The 20,484-nt window shown below is 59.3% G+C and carries 14 protein-coding genes; 6 read left to right on the top strand and 8 right to left on the bottom strand.

What is annotated here, in order from left to right; translation table 11 throughout:
- Positions 1-321: 321 nt before the first annotated feature.
- On the top strand, positions 322-1,611 hold the full coding sequence (locus ACNJX8_RS10630) for a carbohydrate porin (RefSeq protein WP_439360554.1): 1,290 nt from the start codon (positions 322-324) through the stop codon (positions 1,609-1,611).
- 1,194 nt (positions 1,612-2,805) lie between these two features.
- On the opposite strand, the gene ACNJX8_RS10625 is transcribed toward ACNJX8_RS10630, so the two are convergent.
- The 5 genes from ACNJX8_RS10625 to nopM all read right to left on the bottom strand — a co-directional run bounded on the left by ACNJX8_RS10625 (position 2,806) and on the right by nopM (position 12,125).
- Complete coding sequence (locus tag ACNJX8_RS10625) at positions 2,806-3,153, bottom strand: TIGR02301 family protein (RefSeq protein WP_439360553.1); 348 nt, start codon at positions 3,151-3,153, stop codon at positions 2,806-2,808.
- Positions 3,154-3,337: 184 nt separating this feature from the next.
- Entirely contained in the window at positions 3,338-4,852 is a 1,515-nt protein-coding gene (locus tag ACNJX8_RS10620) for an ISNCY family transposase (RefSeq protein ID WP_439360552.1), read from the bottom strand.
- A gap of 93 nt (positions 4,853-4,945) precedes the next feature.
- Positions 4,946-5,527: a hypothetical protein gene (locus ACNJX8_RS10615; protein WP_439360551.1), complete on the bottom strand. Its 582-nt coding sequence runs from the start codon at positions 5,525-5,527 to the stop codon at positions 4,946-4,948.
- A 2,179-nt stretch (positions 5,528-7,706) separates the two neighbouring features.
- Positions 7,707-10,088 (bottom strand): hypothetical protein, encoded by a 2,382-nt coding sequence (locus tag ACNJX8_RS10610; protein WP_439360550.1) that lies wholly within the window; start codon positions 10,086-10,088, stop codon positions 7,707-7,709.
- Between the two features lie 291 nt (positions 10,089-10,379).
- Positions 10,380-12,125 (bottom strand): T3SS effector NEL-type E3 ubiquitin ligase NopM, encoded by a 1,746-nt coding sequence (gene nopM, locus ACNJX8_RS10605; RefSeq protein WP_439360549.1) that lies wholly within the window; start codon positions 12,123-12,125, stop codon positions 10,380-10,382.
- A gap of 702 nt (positions 12,126-12,827) precedes the next feature.
- Here nopM and ACNJX8_RS10600 point away from each other — a divergent pair.
- The 3 genes from ACNJX8_RS10600 to ACNJX8_RS10590 all read left to right on the top strand — a co-directional run bounded on the left by ACNJX8_RS10600 (position 12,828) and on the right by ACNJX8_RS10590 (position 15,348).
- The gene (locus tag ACNJX8_RS10600) at positions 12,828-13,511 is read left to right on the top strand and encodes a hypothetical protein (protein ID WP_439410328.1); all 684 of its coding nucleotides are present in this window, start codon (positions 12,828-12,830) and stop codon (positions 13,509-13,511) included.
- On the top strand, positions 13,393-13,998 hold the full coding sequence (locus ACNJX8_RS10595; RefSeq protein WP_439361877.1) for a Fic family protein: 606 nt from the start codon (positions 13,393-13,395) through the stop codon (positions 13,996-13,998). Before ACNJX8_RS10600 ends, ACNJX8_RS10595 begins: the two co-directional genes overlap by 119 nt.
- 1,173 nt (positions 13,999-15,171) lie before the next feature.
- The gene (locus ACNJX8_RS10590; protein ID WP_439360547.1) at positions 15,172-15,348 is read left to right on the top strand and encodes a tyrosine-type recombinase/integrase; all 177 of its coding nucleotides are present in this window, start codon (positions 15,172-15,174) and stop codon (positions 15,346-15,348) included.
- A gap of 418 nt (positions 15,349-15,766) precedes the next feature.
- On the opposite strand, the gene ACNJX8_RS10585 is transcribed toward ACNJX8_RS10590, so the two are convergent.
- From ACNJX8_RS10585 to ACNJX8_RS10575, 3 genes are all read right to left on the bottom strand, one after another.
- Complete coding sequence (locus ACNJX8_RS10585) at positions 15,767-16,825, bottom strand: pectinesterase family protein (protein ID WP_439360546.1); 1,059 nt, start codon at positions 16,823-16,825, stop codon at positions 15,767-15,769.
- Between the two features lie 260 nt (positions 16,826-17,085).
- Positions 17,086-18,384 carry a glycoside hydrolase family 28 protein gene (locus tag ACNJX8_RS10580; protein ID WP_439360545.1) on the bottom strand — a complete coding sequence of 433 codons (1,299 nt, stop codon included), beginning with the start codon at positions 18,382-18,384 and terminating at the stop codon, positions 17,086-17,088.
- A gap of 943 nt (positions 18,385-19,327) precedes the next feature.
- A complete protein-coding gene (locus ACNJX8_RS10575; RefSeq protein WP_439360544.1) occupies positions 19,328-19,630 on the bottom strand; it encodes a hypothetical protein in 303 nt (100 codons plus the stop codon).
- A 212-nt stretch (positions 19,631-19,842) separates the two neighbouring features.
- Here ACNJX8_RS10575 and ACNJX8_RS10570 point away from each other — a divergent pair, with 212 nt between their 5' ends.
- Positions 19,843-20,241 carry a hypothetical protein gene (locus ACNJX8_RS10570; protein ID WP_439360543.1) on the top strand — a complete coding sequence of 133 codons (399 nt, stop codon included), beginning with the start codon at positions 19,843-19,845 and terminating at the stop codon, positions 20,239-20,241.
- Between the two features lie 15 nt (positions 20,242-20,256).
- A complete protein-coding gene (locus ACNJX8_RS10565; protein WP_279683510.1) occupies positions 20,257-20,388 on the top strand; it encodes a hypothetical protein in 132 nt (43 codons plus the stop codon).
- Positions 20,389-20,484: the final 96 nt, after the last annotated feature.

Raw genomic sequence — 20,484 nt, 5'->3', positions numbered from 1 at the left:
GACAGGGACCGGAAGTGCGCCATGCGTGATTGCTTTCTTGCGAGGACCTCGCCTCGGACATACTCCGCTACGGCAGCACTTACTTTCAATTTTAGACCAAGTGGAAAGCAACGTGGGCTTCTTATCGCACTTTCGCTAGCGGCTAGTCTGGTCGGCAGTTCCGTACTGGCACAAACCGCGAGCGGGCTTGATCCTAGTAGCCGCCCTGTGGATCAGGCCAGCAAAAGACGAAAGGCTTCCGATCGGGCCGCAAAGCTCCCGATCGACCTCGTCCGTCAGACAGTCCGCCCTCCTGCCCCGGCGCCAGCAGCAGGTCCCGGTGTGCCTTTCGAAAGGCGCGGCAATGCGGACAGGGCTGCTCAGGCGAGAATACAAAAGACGATCGATCCCTTTGCGAGGTACGACAATCTGCGTGAAAAAGGGTTGTGGCTCCCCATCCCTGGTCCTGCAGATACGATTGATCAGGACAAGGGGGGCGTTAGATCTGCGCTGGCGGACGTCGGCATCGGCTATATCGGGTGGACACATAACTCCTTTGCAAGCAACCAGCTACCGCATGCAGGCAGAAGCACTATCGCAAACCAGCTCTATATGGGCCAGAATCCGACCTTCGCGTCGGCAAACTTCATGATCATCACCTACGATCTCAGCCGGTTTGGCATTGCCGACGGACAGATTGTCGTAGGAGCCGAGCAGCAATACTGGACGTGGGATCGCCCAGGGCCAGATCGAGTGGGAATCAATACGCTCGCCTACTACCAGACTTTCTTCGACAGGACACTAGAACTCAAACTTGGCTACCTCAGAAACCAAAATGAATTCACCGGCACATTGTTCGGAGGGATTACAGGATCGAACATGTCTGCCTTGTTCCAGGCAGGGATGAGCACCAATGCCGCGCCCACGCCGGCGGTCAACTTGAAGTACAATTTCGACGATCGCTTGTACAACAAGGTCTCCGTCCAGCGCTCAATCAGTCCAGATGGTCCCTATGCCCAGATAACGGAGAATCCCACTGGCCTGAACTGGAGCACGGCCAATGCAGGCATCCTTCTCGTTGAAGAAGCCGGCTACAAGAGCAAGGCTGCTCCCGGCGTACCCGACACATGGCTGCGGGCGGGCGTTGGTTTTAACAGTAGCCGCTACACGAATTTGGCGGATCCCAAGCAACAAAGGGAGAGCGGGAATAATTTTCAGTACATCGCTGCGGACCGGCAGCTCTGGCAGAGTGACGCCCCTGGGTCGCCGTCTCGCGGCATCTATAGCGGCTTCTCCGTCATGGGAGCTCCACCTGACCTCAATAGGATCAGCCGGTATTACGAGCTTCGTCTTTATGCAAAGGGGCATTTCGATGGCCGCCCCACTGATCTGATTGCTCTCGTTGCCAGCAACACGAGCTGGAGCAAATTGGCAGTGGACGCTGCTCTGGCTAAAGGCCAGCTTGCGCACCGCGAGACCACAGCAATCACGGGAACATATACCGCGCATCTCGCTCCGGGGATATATGCAAGCGTCGGACTGTCATACATTCATAACCCGACAAGCATCACACACACACCTCAAACGGAACACGCGCTCAATCTGTTGGCGTCTACGTTGATATTCTTCTGATCAGCGCAAGCGCCGTTCTGCTCGCACCTTCTCGTGGCGCATGGGACCGGAGCTACGCGACCTCTTTGAAGGGATCGGCCGCATTTGCGCTAGACGAGCCGTTAGGTCGGATGTGATGGGACGTCAGCCGGAAGAGATTATGGAAAGGATCTAGTTAGTTCTCCAGTGAGGATCGGGCGGATTGTCGGGGAGAGGCTGGTCTCGAGCCGTCATTTCCGAGGTTGGCCAGCGCGAATAACTCCCCCTAGGAGCCATGGCCAAGTCAGGTTCTCGAAAGCTTGCCCGACTACGGAGACCGGTTCAGGTGATCCTGGAGGTGAGGTTAGCGTGGACCCGCGAAATTTTGACCGATTTAATATACCAGCTTGGTCGCAGCTGCAGCACGCCGTCTCGGAAGAGCTGCAGACGAGCCAGGCCGGGCAAGATGGCCTTGAGCAGCACTTGGCCGCGGCAAGGCAGACCGATCCCGCTCCCGTCGGCGGTGGGGCCCCTATCCCCATCTATCTACAGAAGACCGCGACCTTATCGACAGCGCGATTGCTCAATACGCGGCTCAGAAAACCCACAACCGAACACGGCCGCGGCGCCTTTCACCTTCGTCGGGAATACCGCGATGTGATTGCCCTACCCGCGCCCATCGTTGAGGCCAACTGTCTGGTTGGCGCCCCATTTCTTGGCGAGGGCCGATCCGCCCCACATGTCGCAGGGGTTGTTGTACCGAGTAGACGCGGGTTCTCTCATGGGCAGGTCCTTCCACCATGCGTTGATCGATTAGGCGTTGAGGCGGGAGATAGCCGTGGACGAAACTAGCCTTCGTGACTTTGACGGACCGATGTCGCCTCAAACTTGGCGATCATGGCAAGCCTGGACCGACCATAAAGACTCAGAACCCCAACCCGAAAAGGTTCCCTCTTCGTTGTGGCCGCTTGCTCTTGTGATTTGGTTTCTGTTGGGATTCGTGGCTTTGGCGAGCTGGGTCCGGACTTAGCGCCTTAAATGATCCGGATCAGCCCGTTCGCAAGGATAGTTGACGGAATTCTTCCAGTGGGCGCGCCGTCACATCGCTCCCCTGGAGCGAAGTAAGCCTCGCAGCCCATTCGATCCAAGACTAACAAGCCGCAATCATCACCCTGTTCGGTTCGTGAATCGATTCGTCGGCAATCGGCCGGCGGAGTGCCGTCAAGGATCGCGCGGTCAGTTGGCATAGCGCATCGTCAGGTCGCGTGAGATATTCAAGCCTTCCTCGATGTAGCGGCTGATCGCAACTCTGGCTGCGGGCGTGCAGGTCCGATAGGTCAGCGCGAAGCCTTGGTAGCCGCGGTTAACGCCTGCGACCATGCGCGCGCGGCGGTGGCCGGAGGGGGTTTCGACGTCGATCAGCTCCTGCATCTCGTTGCGCCATTTGGCGCCTCCGTTGGAGCCGCAGATGTCGTGCAGATAGTGCAGGGCTCCGAGGACCTCGGACAGCCGCTGCAGCTCGCCATCGAACAGTACAGCCGCATCCTGCGCCCGGGCGGGCGTCGCAAGGTATGCCGATATCAAGTCCACAACGGCGACTATGGCGCGACAATCAGGATGAGAGCGCGTATTGCCTCATGTATCGATGCTCCCGGGCCGGATCGGTTGCCTCATTTATTTTGCTCCTGGCTTGGGTTGAGGAGGAGGCCGGGTGCGGAGATGGCCGGGGTTTCGGAGCGCCCGGCCTCCTCCGCTGGCAGCCGGTACATCATTGCGTTGTCGTGACCTCTGACCTTGGCGGCATTTTCTCCGTAGGAGCGAACAGCAGCGCATTCGCTTGCTCGCTGCGCCAGGATTTAAGCCGCCGTTGAAGCGTTCGAAGAAGCTTGTTCGGGTAGGCTCCAGGATATTCCACCTGTAGGCGGGAGAGCAGTTCGCTGCCAGTCCGCCAGGGCTCGGCTTCAAACCATTTTCGCAAATCTGGCGTTGCGCAAATGAGCGGGTCGGGACGACGCCGGCCTCTTTTCGCCTTCACGATTGGCCGATCCGTCGGTCGCATGGCTCCGTCCTTCCAGGCCGTTCGCAGGCTTGCCAGGAAGCGATCAGTCGATTGCGATGCCGCAGCAGGATGGGCGATTGGTTGGGTATCCGCGAGGGCCGCGAGGCGCTCCTGCGCGTCGCGGATGTCGCGCAACAACGCGACTGGATCAAGAGCGGCATAGATTTCTTGGAGATGGTGGCGGACTGCGTCAGGCGTGCGGGCGTCGGCGGCCAGGCGCTGGTGGGGTGTTTCCGGCGCGCTGTATGTCTTGCGCACACGAGCACCGTCGCGCTGCTTGGCTATCAGCTTGAACGAGGGTTGGAAGAAGTTTACGAACAGCCGCGCTGCTCGATAGAGTTCTGCCAGCAGCTCGGCCGCTTCCAGGCCTTCGAACCGACGATAGCCGACCATCCTGCGCCCGACCGCGCCGTTCTTCTGCTCAACGAACGCTTGGTCATTCTTCCGGTAGGGACGACAACGCGTGAAGACAATGTTGGCTGCCTCGCAATAGCCTTTCAGCGTCTCGTTCATGAACACCGTATCATTGTCAGTGTCGAGGCCGAGCAGCGCAAAAGGCAAATGTTTGCGCAATTCCGTCAGCACCGTGCTCAACAGCGTCTGTTCACGCACGATCAGGGGAGCGCACTCTGTCCAGCCGGTAGCAATGTCCGTGAGCACGAGGGTCTGGATAAAGCTGCCGCGCGCAGATGGTCCGCTATGCGCTACAAGGTCAGCCTCGACGAATCCTGGCGCCGGATCGTTCCAATCCGCCGACGTCCGTATTGGAATACTGCGACGCAGAGAATGCGCTGTGTGCCGCCGGCGCTTGCGACCCAATTTTTCTCGGATCGGCACCAATACGCGGTCAATCGTCGCAGCGCTCATCGCCAAAAGCTTGGCGCGGATCTCGGGGGCAAGGTCGAGGTGGCCATGCCGTTCCATCGCCTCAATCAGCGCAGGCATTAACGCCTTCAGCCGCTTCCCGCAGATCCGGTCTGACGCTTCCCAAAGGAGCACGAGCGCGTTGTGTTCTGCCTCATTATAGATCCGACGTCGCGGCCGCCGGCCTGGGCATGCGTCTTCCTGGCCTCGAAGTAGTCGCATCGCATGCTTGCGATGAAACCCAGTGATGTCGACGAACTCGTCTAATATTCGTGCCTTCTTCGCGCGACCCGAATGCCGATAACGCACGCCTGCCGCCGCCGTCAGTTCCTTCCGCGTTGCCATGCTCAGCCGCCCCATCTGCGCCCCCGCTCGTCCCCGATCCAGGGGAGCAATCTATGTGAGGCAACGGCTCAGCATCCGGTAACAATTAAGGCGAGGCAATGCGGAGTCTCACCCTGGAGGAGACTGCCCTGAATTTAGAGCCGAGTCCTCTGGATCGACGGGGAGTGGCGACAATATGGATGGATCATCAAGCAATCGCCGAAGCTCCCCAGGAGAGAACTGCTCTACATTGAAAGTAAGCTCTTCTGGATCGGCGAAGAACGACGGGGCGGCGTGATCGTCCCGTCGGCCGTGAAGCTCGTCCTGCAAATCCTTTTCCAGTCGCTGAAGCTCCTCTAAAGGGACGGAGACTGGCGACAGGATGGGTTGATGATCCAGATGATCCAGTACTCGCCGAAGCTCTGGATCGAACGCGACGTGCTCTTGGACGAAAGCCGACGGGGCGGGTTGATCATTCTGTCCTTCCTGAAGCTCCGCTAGTTGCGCGGAGTCATCATCAAAGAGTCGCGAAAGCTCCCCTGGAGAGAACTGGTCTACATTGAAAGTAAACTCTTCTGGATCGACGGAGAACGACTGGGCAGGGTGATCGTCCCTTCGGACGTCAAGCTCGTCATGCACATCGTTTTCCAGTCGCTGAAGCTGCTCTGAAGAGACGGAAACTGGCGGCGGGATGGATTGATTATCCAGCACTTGCCGAAGCTCCTCCTGAGAAATCTGCTCTGGATCGAACTCGACATGCCCTTGGACGATGGGGCGGGTTGATCATCCCGCAGTCCCCGAATCTCTTCGGGCCGACTAGCTTGCTGCAACGCGCTGTGCTGCGCAATGGCATGGCCGAGGCGCCTCGGCTCCATCAGTAGCGCGCTTTCGGGATGAATGGGAGCCGCGTCCGCGGGGTGAAGATTGGGCCTAGTGAAGGGGAGTACGATCGTGCCTGTCAACCGGAAGGTCCGGAGATGGTTTATTGCCCGAAGGAGTCCGTCGGGATTACGCTTTCCGATGAACCCGGACACATCACCGCTCAACGACTCACTGTCGAGCTGAGCAACAAGGCTTGGCTTGTCTTTTGCGAAGAGCCAACGGCTAAAGCTACGAAGAGGACTTGCATATTGGCAGGCGGAGTCTCTTGGCAACCCCGCCTTGATGAAGGCCTCCTGGAGCCCCGAGATATCGCGAGCATCGTCGAAATAAAGAGGCCGCATGTCCGACCCTGTCACAACTCCCCTCGATTGAGCCGGCCGCAGCGCGGAGGACGCGCTAAGCTGCGCAGCGGCGATGTCGAGGCGCCTAGTCCCGGCCTTGATGAGGGCCTCCTCAAGCCCCGGAACAACGGGAGCATCCTCGGAAGAAAGAGGCCGCATGTCCTGTCCTCTCACAATCCTCGTCGACTGAGCCGGCTGCAGCGCCGACGATGCGCTGTGCTGCGCAACGGGCTTGTCGAGGCGCCTCGGTTCCATCCGTACTGCGCTTTCGGAATGGATGGGGGCCACGTTCTGGGGGGCAGGATTGAGCGTGGCGCGACCGCTCCTTGGGCGTACGACGACTTTGACTTCGCCCGTCGACCGAAAGGTGCGGAGATGGTCTAATGCTGCAAGGAGTCTCGTGGGATTGCCTTTTCCGACGAACTCGCGTACGTCACCGCCATCGCTCAGCGACTTACTGTCCATCCGAGCAACAATGCTCGGTCTGCGTTTTTCGAAGAGCCAACGGCAATAGCTAAGAAGAGCGCTTACATGATGCTTCGCCCCGCGGGCGGACATCCCGCCCTTGATAAGGGCCTCCTCAAGCCTCAAGAGTTCGTGAGCATCTTCGGAATAAACAGGTCGCTCCCCCCGATACCCTCGTACCACGATCCCAGTTGATTGAGCCGGCGGCAGCGCCGAGACTGCTGGCATTGCTTCATTACCTCGTCCTGAATTGGCGACGTCCCTCAGCTGCCGCTCAATCGCAATCCCTTGCAGATTCTCTAGGGTCCTCGGCCTCTTCGCTGCTCTCAACTCATCTGTGTCATGCTCATCGTTGATGAGGACCTTCTCGCTTGGCAGGAGGCTGCTCCTAGCAAGTGCACCCATCGGCTCGTCTGGGGACTGCTGGCTGTCGCTAGACACATTGGCGGAGAGGCTACGGCGTGGCCCCCTGTCAGGCATCGCGTTATCGGCTTGGCGCGCCTCGTGTAATTGCTGCTCAAAGTCCTCTTGCCCGGATCGGTCCGGTTGATGCTCTTGCGAGACCTGTACCTGCGGGCCGGCAGTTACATTGAATGAGTCGAAATTGTGCGAGTCCATGCTAGCCTCACGCCATGAAATCAATTGAGCTGGTCCTACTATGGACAAGCTTTCGAGAAGCTGACGAGGCCGTCGCCACATCCGTAAAAGCGAGACTGCGTCGCGGCTCTGGCTTCTTGGGTTTCAGGCCCCCCGTTGTCGCGGCTATCCGCTTCTCTTGGTGGTCAGCCGCGACGGCTCTTTTAGTTTGTACCATCGCTTCATTGCAGCCTCTCTTTGCTGCTCCATTCAGGTGAAAAGCTCCCACCTCTTTCGGCGTGATCTTCGCGTAGCTGCCGCTCTCGTGCATCCAGCCGCGTTCGAAGCTTGGATCGGACAGTGCATTAGTCCGCTGTCCCTTGCATCGGGTGGGGTTGCCAACCCAGACGAGTCTGCGTTCTCCGGGCCCTAGTCTGACTGAGTGTGCGCCGGGAGGCCGGCAAGGAATAAATGGTGAGAGTCCATTACGATGAAGGAATAGCGCCCACATCGGCCCCGAGCCGTGTGGCAGCGTCCGTGAGGGCGCCGGCGAAGCGCCGGCACCCTGGGAAACAACTCCGAGCCTCTGAACTGCTGCTGCGAACTCGTCGAGAAGGACGTCTTCTTCAGTGAGGATTCGGATAGGCGCGAACGCGCTGGCGTCCCTCGCTTTCCATCAACTCGCCCTTGTAAGGCACTCCGCGGATCTTGAAATAGGCCGGGCGCCCAACTTCGGGCATCATGCGCTGATCTTCCAGGACGCGGACAAGGTAGGGCGGCAGGAATCGCTCCCGGTGTTCCCATCCGCCCCGAATCAAATACCCAAGATCGATTGCACCTTCGTCGGGTCGCGCGGCCCTGACGATCTGCGGGGGACGATGGAAGGGCCGGGATGGGCCAGCTTCGTTTATCCCGCCAACGCGCGGGTGATGGATCAGGCGAACATTCCTGCGGCCTCCCGGTCCAAGCGTCGCCGAATAGCGCTCCCCATTGATCGCAAACTGACTTGGCCCGAACTGGTTTGGCAGCAGATTGATATTGCCCAGTACATCGATCAACACGTCTGAAGCCGCCTGGGAGCCGTGGCGCCAGTCGGCGCCAACGATCGCTCCAATATCCCGCAGTTCCGAAGCCGCCCCCGGCGGTCCTGCGAACGACGAAGCGGCTGCGAATTCAGGTGCTGGCGCAGAGCGCGCATCGTCACGCAAGTCGTGGGGTGTGGGTGGATTCAGATCAACGAAGGAGTCGAGACCGCCGTAGATGTTTGACGATCGGGGTCTCACCGACGACGGCGATGCGGGTTCTTGCATCTGTTGCCCAAGCCAGGCCCAGGCTCCCTGGCTCGGGGTGGCCGGCGTAGCAGGAAGCTCGAGCGGCGGATGAGCTTGCGCGGCCCAGTGCGGCGCTGCCACTGGTGAGGCGGGTTCGTGGATTTGCTCGCCAAGCCAATCCCAGGCTGCAGCGCTCGGCGTCGCCGGGGTTGCGGGAAGCTGTTGCGACGGACCGGCCTGCCAAGCGCTGGGCGGCGCTAACATCGATGTGGTGGGCCCGTGGATCTGCTCGCCAAGCCAATCCAAGGCTGCCGCGCTCGGCGTCGCCGGGGTTGCGGGAAGCTGTTGCGACGGACCGGCCTGCCAATCGCTGAGCGGCGCTGGCATCGATGTGGTGGGCCCGTGGATCTGCTCGCCAAGCCAATCCCACGCTCCCGCGCTCGGGGTAGCTGGCGTTGCGGGAGGCTCCTGCAGTGAGTGCGGCTGTCGAGCAGCTTCCCAAGAAGGCTGGCCCGGATTCTCAGGAGGCCGCAATCCAAGCGCCCTGTTCGCCTCCAGGATTTGCTCGTATTGGCCGAGTTTGACCAGATCAGAGTTGATCTTGCTATCGTTGGTTTCGCGCCTGTACTTCTCGACATCCTGGACAAAGGCGGGGGTGGAAAGTCGGCCGGCCATCGGTGGCCTATCATGCGTCTGCAGCCACTCACTCAGCCTAGACATGCGGCGAGCTTGCCTGTCGATCGTCTCCGGCTCGATCCTGTGTGTCGCCTTTTCCGCCGCCGCCCACATGCCGATGAGGGTTGCGTCCGCGCCGTGAGGAGCCAGTCGGCGGAGATCAGGCGCCAGGACGTTTCCGGCACCGACTTCACGGAGCTTCTTCAAGGCCGCTTTGATACGCCTGCCGCGGTCGTTTGCGTAGGTGTCGACATCCTCATCGAGCTCAGCTTCCAGCTGGTGGTTTTCCACCTCCGGATCGTCCTGCTGCGCGTTTTCCAATTCTCGGCGAATTCGATCCGCAATTGAGGGCCTGCCGGCCGCACTGAGGCGCGCGCTCAGATGGCGCAAATCGGCTGCCGCATTCTTGATCGTGCCGTCGCTGAGGTTACCCGTCGCTTTGTTTCTGAAATCTTTTATCAGCACCTCGTCCGCCTCAGGGACAGGCCCCCCGCGCGTCCGGCCCGGCTGCCTAGCATAGTCAATGCGAAAATTCGTGGAAAAGGAGTCCCCCTGTCCCGCGTCGCGCGAGGACTTTTCGCTGCTGCCACCGCCAAAAGCCTTGCCAAGCCCCGACTTAAAGCGTGACCACAATCCGCGTGTTTTGCCGCTCCTGACCTCAACGGCGGGCTCTGCGTCCAGAAAGCTGTAGCGCGCGCCGCTGAACGAATCATCCCGCAAACTGGACTGCGGCACTTGCGCCGAGGCTGGAGGCTGAAAGCGGGGAATGTCTACGCTCCGGCGCGAATCGCCGAGCGCACTCTCCCTGAAAGCGGGGCGCGGCGGCACCCGCATCGAGCCGCCGAAATCGTCCCGCCGGATCGCCCGCCCACTTCCCGCGGAAGCCTGATCAGGCGAAGCTGACCTCGCTTCATCAGACGAATCGAGATGCAAATCCTCCATCCGCTGCTGAAAGTCGCCTTGCTCGCTTGGGTCGCCCGACCGCTGCCCCGCCCGCCCCTGCAGGGCGGCGTACTCCCGCATCCAGGCTCCCGAATCGAGGAATGGGTCAATCGGATCCATCCTGCTCTCCTTTATGGTGGTACAGATCCTGCCGCAATCCGTGCAGCCAGGATTACGGCTAGGTAGCAACTCGTTCAGCGATGATCAGATTCCGGATTTTGCAGCCGCAAGCTTTCGACAAGCTGACGAGTTCAGCATATTGCTGCGCGCGAGACCGGCCTCGCAACGGCACCCGCCTGACGACAGAACGGGTCGCTCCAATTCTGTCGCACCTCTTCGCGGCCCCCTGTTTAAGCCGACGAAATTTCGTCGACTCAACAATGGACCGTCTGTCGATCGTGCGCCGAAGCCTCATAGTTCGAGGCCACGCTCTGCGAGCACACTGTGCATGACCTCGCGTTTGATCTCGCTAGCGATCTCGTTTCGGACCTCGGCTCCGAGCACCCGCTCGGCATCCGGATCGCCTAGCAGACCATGCTCGGCTAGTCGCTGATCCAAGCGGGTTTGAAACTCCTCGCCCATGGCTTCGACGAGCCGGTCTTGCATCGCTGCATGTTCGTCCGGAGCGATGCGCCTCAGCACGGTCTCCCAGGGTTGCCAGCGGCTTGCCATGTAGTCGGTGAACTGGCTTGCTTCCCGCTTCCGGACCAGGTCGAGCGCCTCCGTCGCATCATCCTCGCTTACGTGAGAGACCGCCAAGAATCGCATGTCAGGGGCGACATGACTGAGCTCCAGCGGCTCGCGCAGCCGATGTTGATAGGCCAGGTAGACTTCGACGTCGTCTACGTTCGGGTTGCCGCCGGCGAGCGAGTTGACCCTGTCGCGCGCAATCTCGTCCAACGCCTCCAAGCGGAAGGCGACACGGCCGCGCTGGATCAGATCGCCAAGGCGATCGTCATAGACGCCGCCCTCGACGTCAGCGTTGAGGCGCGCGGTCTGCATGCCGTTCCAGTGCAAAGTAACACGATCCTCGCAGCTCGCGTTAGCTTCGGAAGCCTGTGTGAAAAACTGCTCGCGCAATCTCGGATTGGCCGCCGCCTGCCGCAGATCATCAGCTACTGTCTGCCGAAACTCGCCATTGCCGTAGTTCACAGTGCCTCGTAGCCTCTCCAGGAACTGTGCGTAGACTTGGGCGCCGGGCTCATCGGCAAAGTGCTGCCATTCGGCCAGCGCGGCCGGGTCGTCTGCGAGCCAGTGTGCGGCAGCCTCATGCAGGGATTGCTGCGCAAGCTGCGGTGGCGCTTCAGCCGCCGCCAGATGAGCGAGGACGTCCTCCGGCAGCGCGTTATCGCCCAACTCGAGGCTCTCCAGATGCGGGTAGTAGAGGCTATTATTCGGTACAAGAGCATCTTGAAGACCTTCAGGCAGGCTGGTCAGCCGGTTACCGCTGACATTGAGTGATTGCAGCGTGCTCGGAAGAGGGTCGGGGAGGTTGGCCAATTGATTGCCACTGACATTGAGGTCAATGAGCCACGAGGGGAGGAACTCGGGGAGGTGGGTCAGCTGATTGCCACTGACCGCAAGCGAGGTGAGCCCGCTCGGGAGAGCGTCCGGCAGGCTGGTTAGCCGGTTATCGTTTGCGTTCAGGATCTCGAGCCCGGCCGGAAGGTTTGCCGGCAGACCGGTCAAGCTGTTGTCAGCGACCTCCAGCTCAGAGAGGGTCGCCGGAAGATCGTCCGGCAAACTGGTCAAGCGATTATGGCTAATGCGAAGATGCTGGAGACCGGGTGGGAACATAGCGGGCAGGCTGCTGAGCTCGTTGTGCCTGGCGCGCAGTTCCAGCAACCTTGGCGGCAGGGCGGCGGGCAGAGCGGTCAGCGAGAGCGAGGACAAATCGAGCGAGTGCGAGCCTGTGTTATCCGAATTCCTGATTCGTCTGCGCCCCTGTCGCCTATTCTCGGCTTCGCCCTGCCCCTCTTCGGCAACCCAATTGTCCAGGATCTGCGCGCGCGCGGAGGCTGGGGTCCGACACCCCGTCAAGGTTTCGACCAAATTCGCCAGCGCACGATTGAAGCCGCCGAGGTAGCTTTCCTGGTCCGCGTCTTCAGAATGCGCCGAGGAAGAACCTGCACTCCACTGTGCCTGTCCCGTGTTCATCAATTTCTCCATCGTCAGAACAAGAATACCCCCGCTTCTCAAGCTCGCGAAGCAGGTGGTTGCGCAGCGCAATGATCATTCGACCGCCGGTGCACGTGCTCTGCGGCCCGCCCGACTTAAGTGGGGTACAGGTTCAAACGAGCGCGACCGCGGCAAATGGATCGATACTGCGCGAGCTTGCTGCCTTTCGTTGACCAGATAAGTCCGGTAGGACAGTCAACGGGGTAGTAGCGTAACGTGCTGCCGTTAGCAGTTGTACCTGTCGATCAGCTGACGGAGTGTCGCTGCAGAACCTCAGAGTTGCTCAGTTTGCCACTGATGAGCGAAGCCATCCAGCTTGCGGGTGAACCGGTCAAGTTTCGGAAAGACCAGCTCGACACCGACTGCCTAGGCATCTGAGAGGGCGCCGTGAACTTGGCCGTACGGACCGCCTGCCGCCCTTCGTGTCCAGCTACTCGGCCGAAAAGGCTCCGCTGGCTTACGTTGAGATAAAGCACCATCACGGCTCTGGGGCTCTATACTGAAGCCGCTGCCGCCTTGGTATCCGCACAAACGTGTAGGCTGGAGATAACTACCCTCGGCCGAGATCGAGTCACTGTTCCAAAACCGTTGTACCGACAGTCATGCCGGCTTCGATGCCATCGTTGCCACCTTACGGTGATATATTGGCTATATATTTTAGCGGCAAAGAAAGCGGCAAAAATGGACGTATCAGCAATGGAGCCCCTCCTGCCTGAAGACCGGCAGGAACTCGAAGATTTGGCAACCGACCTGGTGGCCAAAGCCAATACGTTGGCCGGACGCCTGCACCCGGTTATGCGGGCGTCGGTAGGCGACCTGGTGCGTTCAATGAACTGCTATTACTCAAACCTTATCGAGGGCCACAACACACTGCCTATCGACATTGATAGGGCACTCAACGACGACTTGGCCAAAGAGCCCGAGCGTCGCAATCTTCAATTGGAAGCGCGCGCGCATATCGAAGTGCAGCGCATGATCGATCGCAGCGAAGCCACCTCACCCGCGCTGTCCGTCGACTTCATTATCTGGACGCACAAAAACTTCTGCGAACGCTTGCCGGAAGAGCTGCTGGTCGTTGACCATCCGACCACCAAAGAGAAGATCAAAATTGTTCCAGGCGAACTTCGGAAGGACCACGTCAAAGTAGGATTCCACATACCGCCTGCCACCGGCAGACCTTCACACCTTCCTAAAGCGATTTGCCGAAGGCTACTCCGCGAAGCACCTTTCGAGACTACGCAAGATTATCGGCGTTGCCGCGTCCCACCATCGCTTGGCCTGGATACACCCGTTTCTGGACGACAACGGCCGCGTGACGCGGCTGTTCTCACACGCACTCTTACGGGAGTTGGATGTCGGCTCTGAACTTTGGGCCGTTTCGCGAGGGCTGGCGCGAAGGGTCGCCGACTACAAAGGCAACTTGCAAGCGGCTGACGAACCGCGTCGCGGCGATCTCGACGGCCGCGGTAATCTCACCATGGCCGGGCTCATTGGCTTCTGCACATTCTTTCTGACGACGTGTGTCGATCAAATCGACTTTATGGCCGGGCTTCTAGAGCCAGAAGAACTGCTAAGGCGAATGGAGATCTGGACCGAAGAGGAGACCCGCGCAAAACGGCTGCCAAAGGGTTCGTGGCCCTTATTACGTGAAGCGGTGATGGCCGGTGAATACGCGCGCGGCAGCGCCCCTGCGCTCACAGGATACGAAGAACGCCAGGTCCGAACGGTCCTCAACGCCCTTATTGAAAAGGGCTACTTGGTTTCACGAACCACGCGTTCACCTGTGAAACTGGGCTTCCCGACTGCGGTGGTCGATCGATGGTTTCCTAGACTTTACCAGCCGGCCGGCTGATTTTGCGGCGAATCCAGAAGTGATCATCGCCAAATGCCGTTTCTCAAGTATCGCAACTTACCAAGCATCGTCTGGAAACCAAAAAAGTTTTCGATGTGCCGATCGAAGGCCCGCCGAATATGCCGCACATGGGTGGGACGATAGCGGCTCTGAGCTTTGGCATGCAGGCGAAGGAAGCCAAGGTAAATCGGCGCCAGGTTACGCTCCAGGCGATAGAACGCGGAGATCGCCTCTTCGCTGGCCCATCTCCGTGTACTACGGCATTGCGAACTGTGTACGCGTACTGAACATCCTCAAGATTTTCATTGCGCGACTGCAATCGCCCCAACCGCCTGCAAATGCGCACCGTCGGGCGAGCCCTTGGGACTTGTCCTCGCGCGCCAGGACGGCAAGCGCCTCCAGCGCCGCCACTAGACGAACAAGACGAATCCGATCATGTGGCTCGCTAAACGCCTCTGCGATAAGTGTGTTGGCGTAGCGTAGGCGTTCGAGGACGGGCGACGACGGATCATCTCCCGACACCATCCACATCGCCAAGCTTGCGAGTAAGATTGGCGTCCGGGCCGAAGTCATCATCAAATAGGTCGGCCCAGCAGTCATCAAGATGACTCGCCCATGGTCCTTTTGAGAGACTGAAGTTCGGCGAGCCGGCCTTGTCGAAATAAACTTTAACCTGCGAGGTCTCCCAAACGAATCCGTCCCAACACGGACATCGTCCATATGATAGTAACCAAACTTTATGCGAATAAGATTGAGCATGTAGCCACATCCCGCGCCGCCTTCCAGGCCATCTCGTATTCATGCCCATGCACCTGTACGGGCATAAAGTGGTCATACCGCGCTGGATAGGACCTCGGCCACCGCTTTCGTGGAGAGGGACCGTTACCGCGGTCCCTCTTTGTCACCCTCGCCTAGCTAGAATGGCGCCCGAAAAAAAATACGAAAGGGTCTCGGTCGCGGAGCGCCAACTAGCGTCCAGAGGTTGTCATCTGAAAGCCACAAATACTCGGCTCCGAGCTAGGCACCTGAAGCTCGTTGCACTACGCAGCCGCTCGTCGGAGCCAGGGCCGCTCTTCCTAAATCGGCGGATCGAGGATTGAGGCCGCATACATTCCGTCCCAAGCTGAGAGCTTTTGCAGAGCAAGCGGGCGTCAAACGGGTTGTTACGCCCCAATGTTACGCCACACAGCGGCCACCCTGCTGATTGAGAGCGGCGTAGGTATCCGAATGGTTCAACGTCTTCTCGGACATTCGAGCATAGCAACAACCGAGATTTACATTCACGTTTCCGACGAAGCATCACGGCGAACCCTTGAACGAGCAAATGTCATAGGTACGCTTGCGTCGTGATCACTTTTCTGCCTCCGTGATACGCTCGGCTGATTGGCTGGCTGGGGCCGTCGCCGCATGGACCGTGAGAAGAACCTCGTTCCCTGATATCACGATGAAATACCGCTAGATGATCGAGAACGTTATTATCGAGGCCGACAACATCGTCATCCTACATTTCGACATCACGGATACAGAAATGCAGTTCACGAGATTCTTGCGGACCCGAAAAGCCGAGTGGCGACATCAAACACTGCCCCGATCCCGGTCGTAGTACGCGTCAGATTAAAACGGCTTTCCTATTTGAAGCGGGCTGGATCGGCCCGGATATGCCGCGGGCGAAGGAGAGCCTTAACGAGCTCTTCTGAACGTGCGCCAATGCCCGAACGCCGCCACACCGCACTCCGCCGGCAGTTTGGTTACTGCACACGACTGTCCATCACTTCCGCTCTCCTCCCGTCATTCCATCCGAGGATCGCCACGAATCCCTTCGCCGTGAGCTTTGCTTTATGTTCCATCGAGATGGTTCCGTTGGCAGCCAATCTGTGGCACCTTCGAAGAATACTCTCAGCGACCATTTCGCGGCTTCGCCATCTGTCAGTTGATGCGAGTGAGGCTCGCGACCTGAGGGGTTGGCCCCGAAACCGAAGGATCTATATTCGGCATAATAGCTCGTGCTCAAATTTCTGGTCTCGCCAGGAGCCCATTCGCGCCAGCCTTCTGCAATGACCTTTGCATCTATCTTTGTCGACAGGAAGACCACTGTGGCGTAGGGGCGCCAGGGGCGGCCAAGTGCGATATAGCGCGCAGCAGTGTCGGCACTTAGCCTGCAATGATCAAAAACATAGCCGCTGTCCTCATCCGGCGCTGCCTTGCTCTGAGCGGTATAGATGACCGCTTGATTGGCAATGCCGTGCCACTCACATTGCCGGAACCAGGCCTTGGCGTTGCCAAATATAAAATCGACATGCCCTTCGATGTAGCAGTTCGAGAAGTATTGTCGTGACATTCTGCCGTTTGGTCCCTTGCCTGCAAACAGCGTGTCCTGGGCGCCGAGGAGGCGGACGCGCGTAACGACGTCCCTGTCTCCGGTAACGGACAGCGCTACCGCCTGCGAGGGTGGATTGGCCGGATTGAGGGCGTAGTCGTTCTGGATGGTCAGATTCTCGAGCCGGATGTCATCGCCAGCGGCCTCGAGCGTCGCCGAATGGGCGGTTCCTCCTACATTAATCGCGCCGTCCCCATACACAATGACCGTATCCTCCGGCTTCCTGCCAGTCCCTTCGATATGAATACCGGGTTTGGAGATTTTGACCTTCTCGCGATAGATGCCCGGCGCGATCAGGACAATTCCGCCTTCCGCCGGCAACGCGTCGATGGCTTGCTGCACGGAGTGATAGTCTGCATTTCCGGCATGCGACACCAATAGTGGCTGAGCGTACGCTGCCGAGATGCAGAAACATCCGGCCAGACGCGCAGACGGCACGACAATTCGCATGTGATCTCACTCTTCATTGAGTTCGGGGCACGCTCGACGCAGTCGATATGAGGTACCGCCGCGGGATAGCCGCCGTGCATGGTCAAACACATTTTCCTCGCCAAACCAGAACCTGGACGGAACTCTCGCAATTCCGGCCCTGCAAACCCGGCGGCCGCCTGCAACGAAGTACCGGACAGGAGGCTGACGTTCTGCAACACCAGCGATTTAGGCCCGCCGATGCCAAACTCACCACCCGGGTTCGGCGCCGGGTGTCGTGCTTACCGATTGCCGTCGTGGAATGCCCTGGCACATGCCTCCGATCCGCGCGGCAGCGGTTCTGTAGCTCGTCCCGGCGGCGGCGGCGATACGTCAGAGTGATTTGCGGTCACCTTCGCGTGTTCGAGTTGCCAAGTCGCGGAATTGGCAAATCGGACATCCTCGAGTGTCACGTCAAGGGCATGCCGCTCGTCTACGCCGCGTATCAGCAGCACACCATTGTCGCCACGCACATGGCGCAGAACGATCTGCCGATAGACCGGAATCCTCGTGCCTTGTGCGCGCGGATCATATTTTGCGTCGAACGCCACCGGCCACCGGTTGCCTCTCAGACACACGTTCTCATAAGTCACGCGCTCGACCAAGCCGCCTCGACTGACATCGCTCTTGATGCGCAGGCCAGATGTCGTGCCGTCCAGCGTCAGATTACGTACCAGTATGTCGCTAGCCCCGGAATTCACCTCGCTGCCGATCGACATGCCGTGCCCCCAACCGAAATAATTATCAATGATGGAGATATGGCTGCTTGAGCCATTGTCGCCGGCTTTGATTGCGACGTTGTCGTCTCCCGTGCGGATCAAGCTGTGGGTGATGGTCACATCCTGACTGGCGCCGGGGTCGATGCCGTCGGTATTGCGCGCATCCGCCGGTGAATCGATGGTGAGGCCCCAGAAAGTGGCACCTTCGACCCGGTTCATCGCGACATGGAAATTGGGCGCATTGCGCAAGGTGACACCAGAGAACGTGATGTCCTGCGCATGATCGATCTGGATCAAGCGCGGGGCGTTCTGGTTGCCGCCCTCGGCTTGCGCGCGGCGGGCCAGCTGCCACCAGGTTTCGGCGCCGCCGCCCATAATTGCGCCGCCCTGACCATCGATGATGCCATCCCCGTAGATGCCGCCGCCACGCGTTCCGGAAAAGCTGATGAATGGCCGGCAACCGTCGCCCTTACCCATGATGCGACCACACTGTCCACGGCCCTTGTCGTAAGCAGCTGGTTCGGGGATGGCGATCAGCGCCGCACCACGTCCGATCCATAAGGTCACGCCCGATTTCATCTCGAGTGGACCTGAGTGAAACTCGCCGCGCCCGAGATAAACTGCAGCGCCAGCGGGGCAATGCTGAATGGCATCCTGTAGGGTAACTGTATCGTTCTTGCCGGAAGGCACAGGGCGATCGCAGACCGTATGAGGTGCAACAGGTTCGGCGATAGTCCGGCGGTCTTGCGCTTTTGCGGCGGGGCAGACAACCATGGAGGCGAGTATGGACAATAGGGCCCAGTTGCGAAAACGCTTTGTCATCGACCTCCTCGTGCTTTGTCACGCGTATCCTTGCCGCGTCCCTTTTCTGGTATTGAGCGCTGGCTCGATCGAGCCGCCGCGCGCGTCACCGGCCCGCGCAAGATGACATTTATAAGACGCAGCAGACGTCTGGACCTTGCGATCGCGCAGCAGCACCTTGCCTGTGCGCGAAAAAGACGAAGCGTTCTGCGATAGTTCGAAAATCCAACAGCTTCGTAACGTCAGCATGCTCACACTGATTAAGCCCCGCAAACCTGTCCCGATTTCGGCTTTTTTGCATCTACAATTGCGCGTGAATCTACGCCGGCCTCTCGTTCAGGATCGGTGGGTTAGTGAGTATTCGGCCAAGCTTTCGAGAAGCTGACGAGGCTACGGCCGGCACGGGATCGCATTCGCATCCGATATCCTCTTCCTGGCGACTCCCGAATCTAGATGACTGCCGTTACCGCCCTGTTCCGGATCGCATTGTGATCGCTTGCGGGACATAGTCAGCCAGTTCTCGTCATCATCCATGCGATGCCGGATGAGGCATGGTCGGCTTCCGCGGTCAGCACCGCCCTTGCCCCACGGCCATAGCGGACCATCGTGGTCATTGAACGCACCCGCTCGACGCGATGAGATCGACCGCTTGCCGCTTGTAGTCGTCCGTAGACGACCGACGTTGACGTCTTTCCATCCGACACGTCCTGGCTCCTCGAGCCTACTACAGGTGTCCATCAATTCGGAGGAGGCTCAACCAACGAAAGACAAGCGTCATGGACGAAGTCGCGCTGCAAAGGGCAGAGAAGCAAACAAACCACATCATCCTTGGTGGCAAAGTCTTACCGCCGCGGGAAGCGCGGCCGGTACCATTGCTCCGCAACGATCGAAATGAAGCAGTACCGCTCCGCCACGGAGAAGGACGACCTCCGGCAGGCCGAGGAAGTCGCCGAGGAGTGGTATCTCAAGTTGCGCGAGATGGTGAGGAAGCGGTGACCTGGAAAAGGTCACCGCTCGCAAGAAGGAGAAAACCTTCCTGGCGGCTGCTGAGAAGTTTCTGGAAGCGTTTCCTGTGCTGACGGAAGGTCAGCGCAACGCCATCTATGTCAAAGGCCACGAGCGTCGAGCGCGCAAGTACCTCATCCCCTTCTTCGGAAAGAAGGGCGTGTCCGAGATCACGGGTGTCCTTGTGAACGAGTATCGCATAAGCCGCATCGAGCAGGCCAAAGAGCAGCGGGGAAAGCCAACTGCCCGCGCGACAATGCATCAGCAGATCGTATGCCTTCGGCAGATCCTGAAAACGGCCCTACGCCATCAATGGCTCACGGCACTTCCTGATCTTTCAGAGCCTTATCGCAAGAACGGAAAAATCTCCATCGGGCCTGGTTCTCGCGGGATGAATATCGCCGGCTCTATCAGGCGACCGGGCGGAGGGCCCGGAAGCCCAAGAGCAGCAGGTGGAAGTGGTGGGGCGAGCAGTTGCACGACCTCATTCTCGTCATGAGCAATACCGGGCTGCGGCCGGACGAGGCCAGGCGCCTCCAATACCGCGATGTCGATGTAACGGTAGCCTTTGATGAAGGCACGCGGGAGACCATCCTTGAAATCGAAGTGCGCGGAAAGCGCGGCTACGGTCCTTGCAAGAGCACGCAGAACGCGGTGCCAGTCTTTGAGCGCCTGAAAAAGCGCAACAAGCCGCAGCCAACCGATCTCATTTTCCCGAAGTACCATCACGAGATGTTCACCCGCATCCTGCAGGAAGAAGGTCTCAAGTTTGATCGGGAGGGACAGCCCCGCACGCTCTACAGCCTGCGGCACACCTACATCTGCTTCCGCCTGATGGAAGGTGCCGACATCTATATGCTGGCCAAGAACTGACGAACCAGCGTTGAGATGATCGAGAAGTACTACGCCGCCCACCTGAAGGACGTGCTGGACGCCAGCGCCATCAACGTCCGCAAGAAGAAGTCGCCGAAGAAGGAAGTGGCAGAAATCCGCCGTGGCGAGCTGGAAACCCTCCGCTAAGCTGCTCAATACGTGTGCGGAATCAGTTGTATTCTCTTTGCCGAAACGGCGTTTGCGCCGTATAGATGGGCCGATGCGGGCGTGGCGGAACTGGTA

The sequence above is a fragment of the Bradyrhizobium sp. SPXBL-04 genome (assembly GCF_051853035.1).
Taxonomy (GTDB): domain Bacteria; phylum Pseudomonadota; class Alphaproteobacteria; order Rhizobiales; family Xanthobacteraceae; genus Bradyrhizobium; species Bradyrhizobium zhanjiangense.
This window is presented reverse-complemented; position numbering and strand designations above follow the sequence as displayed.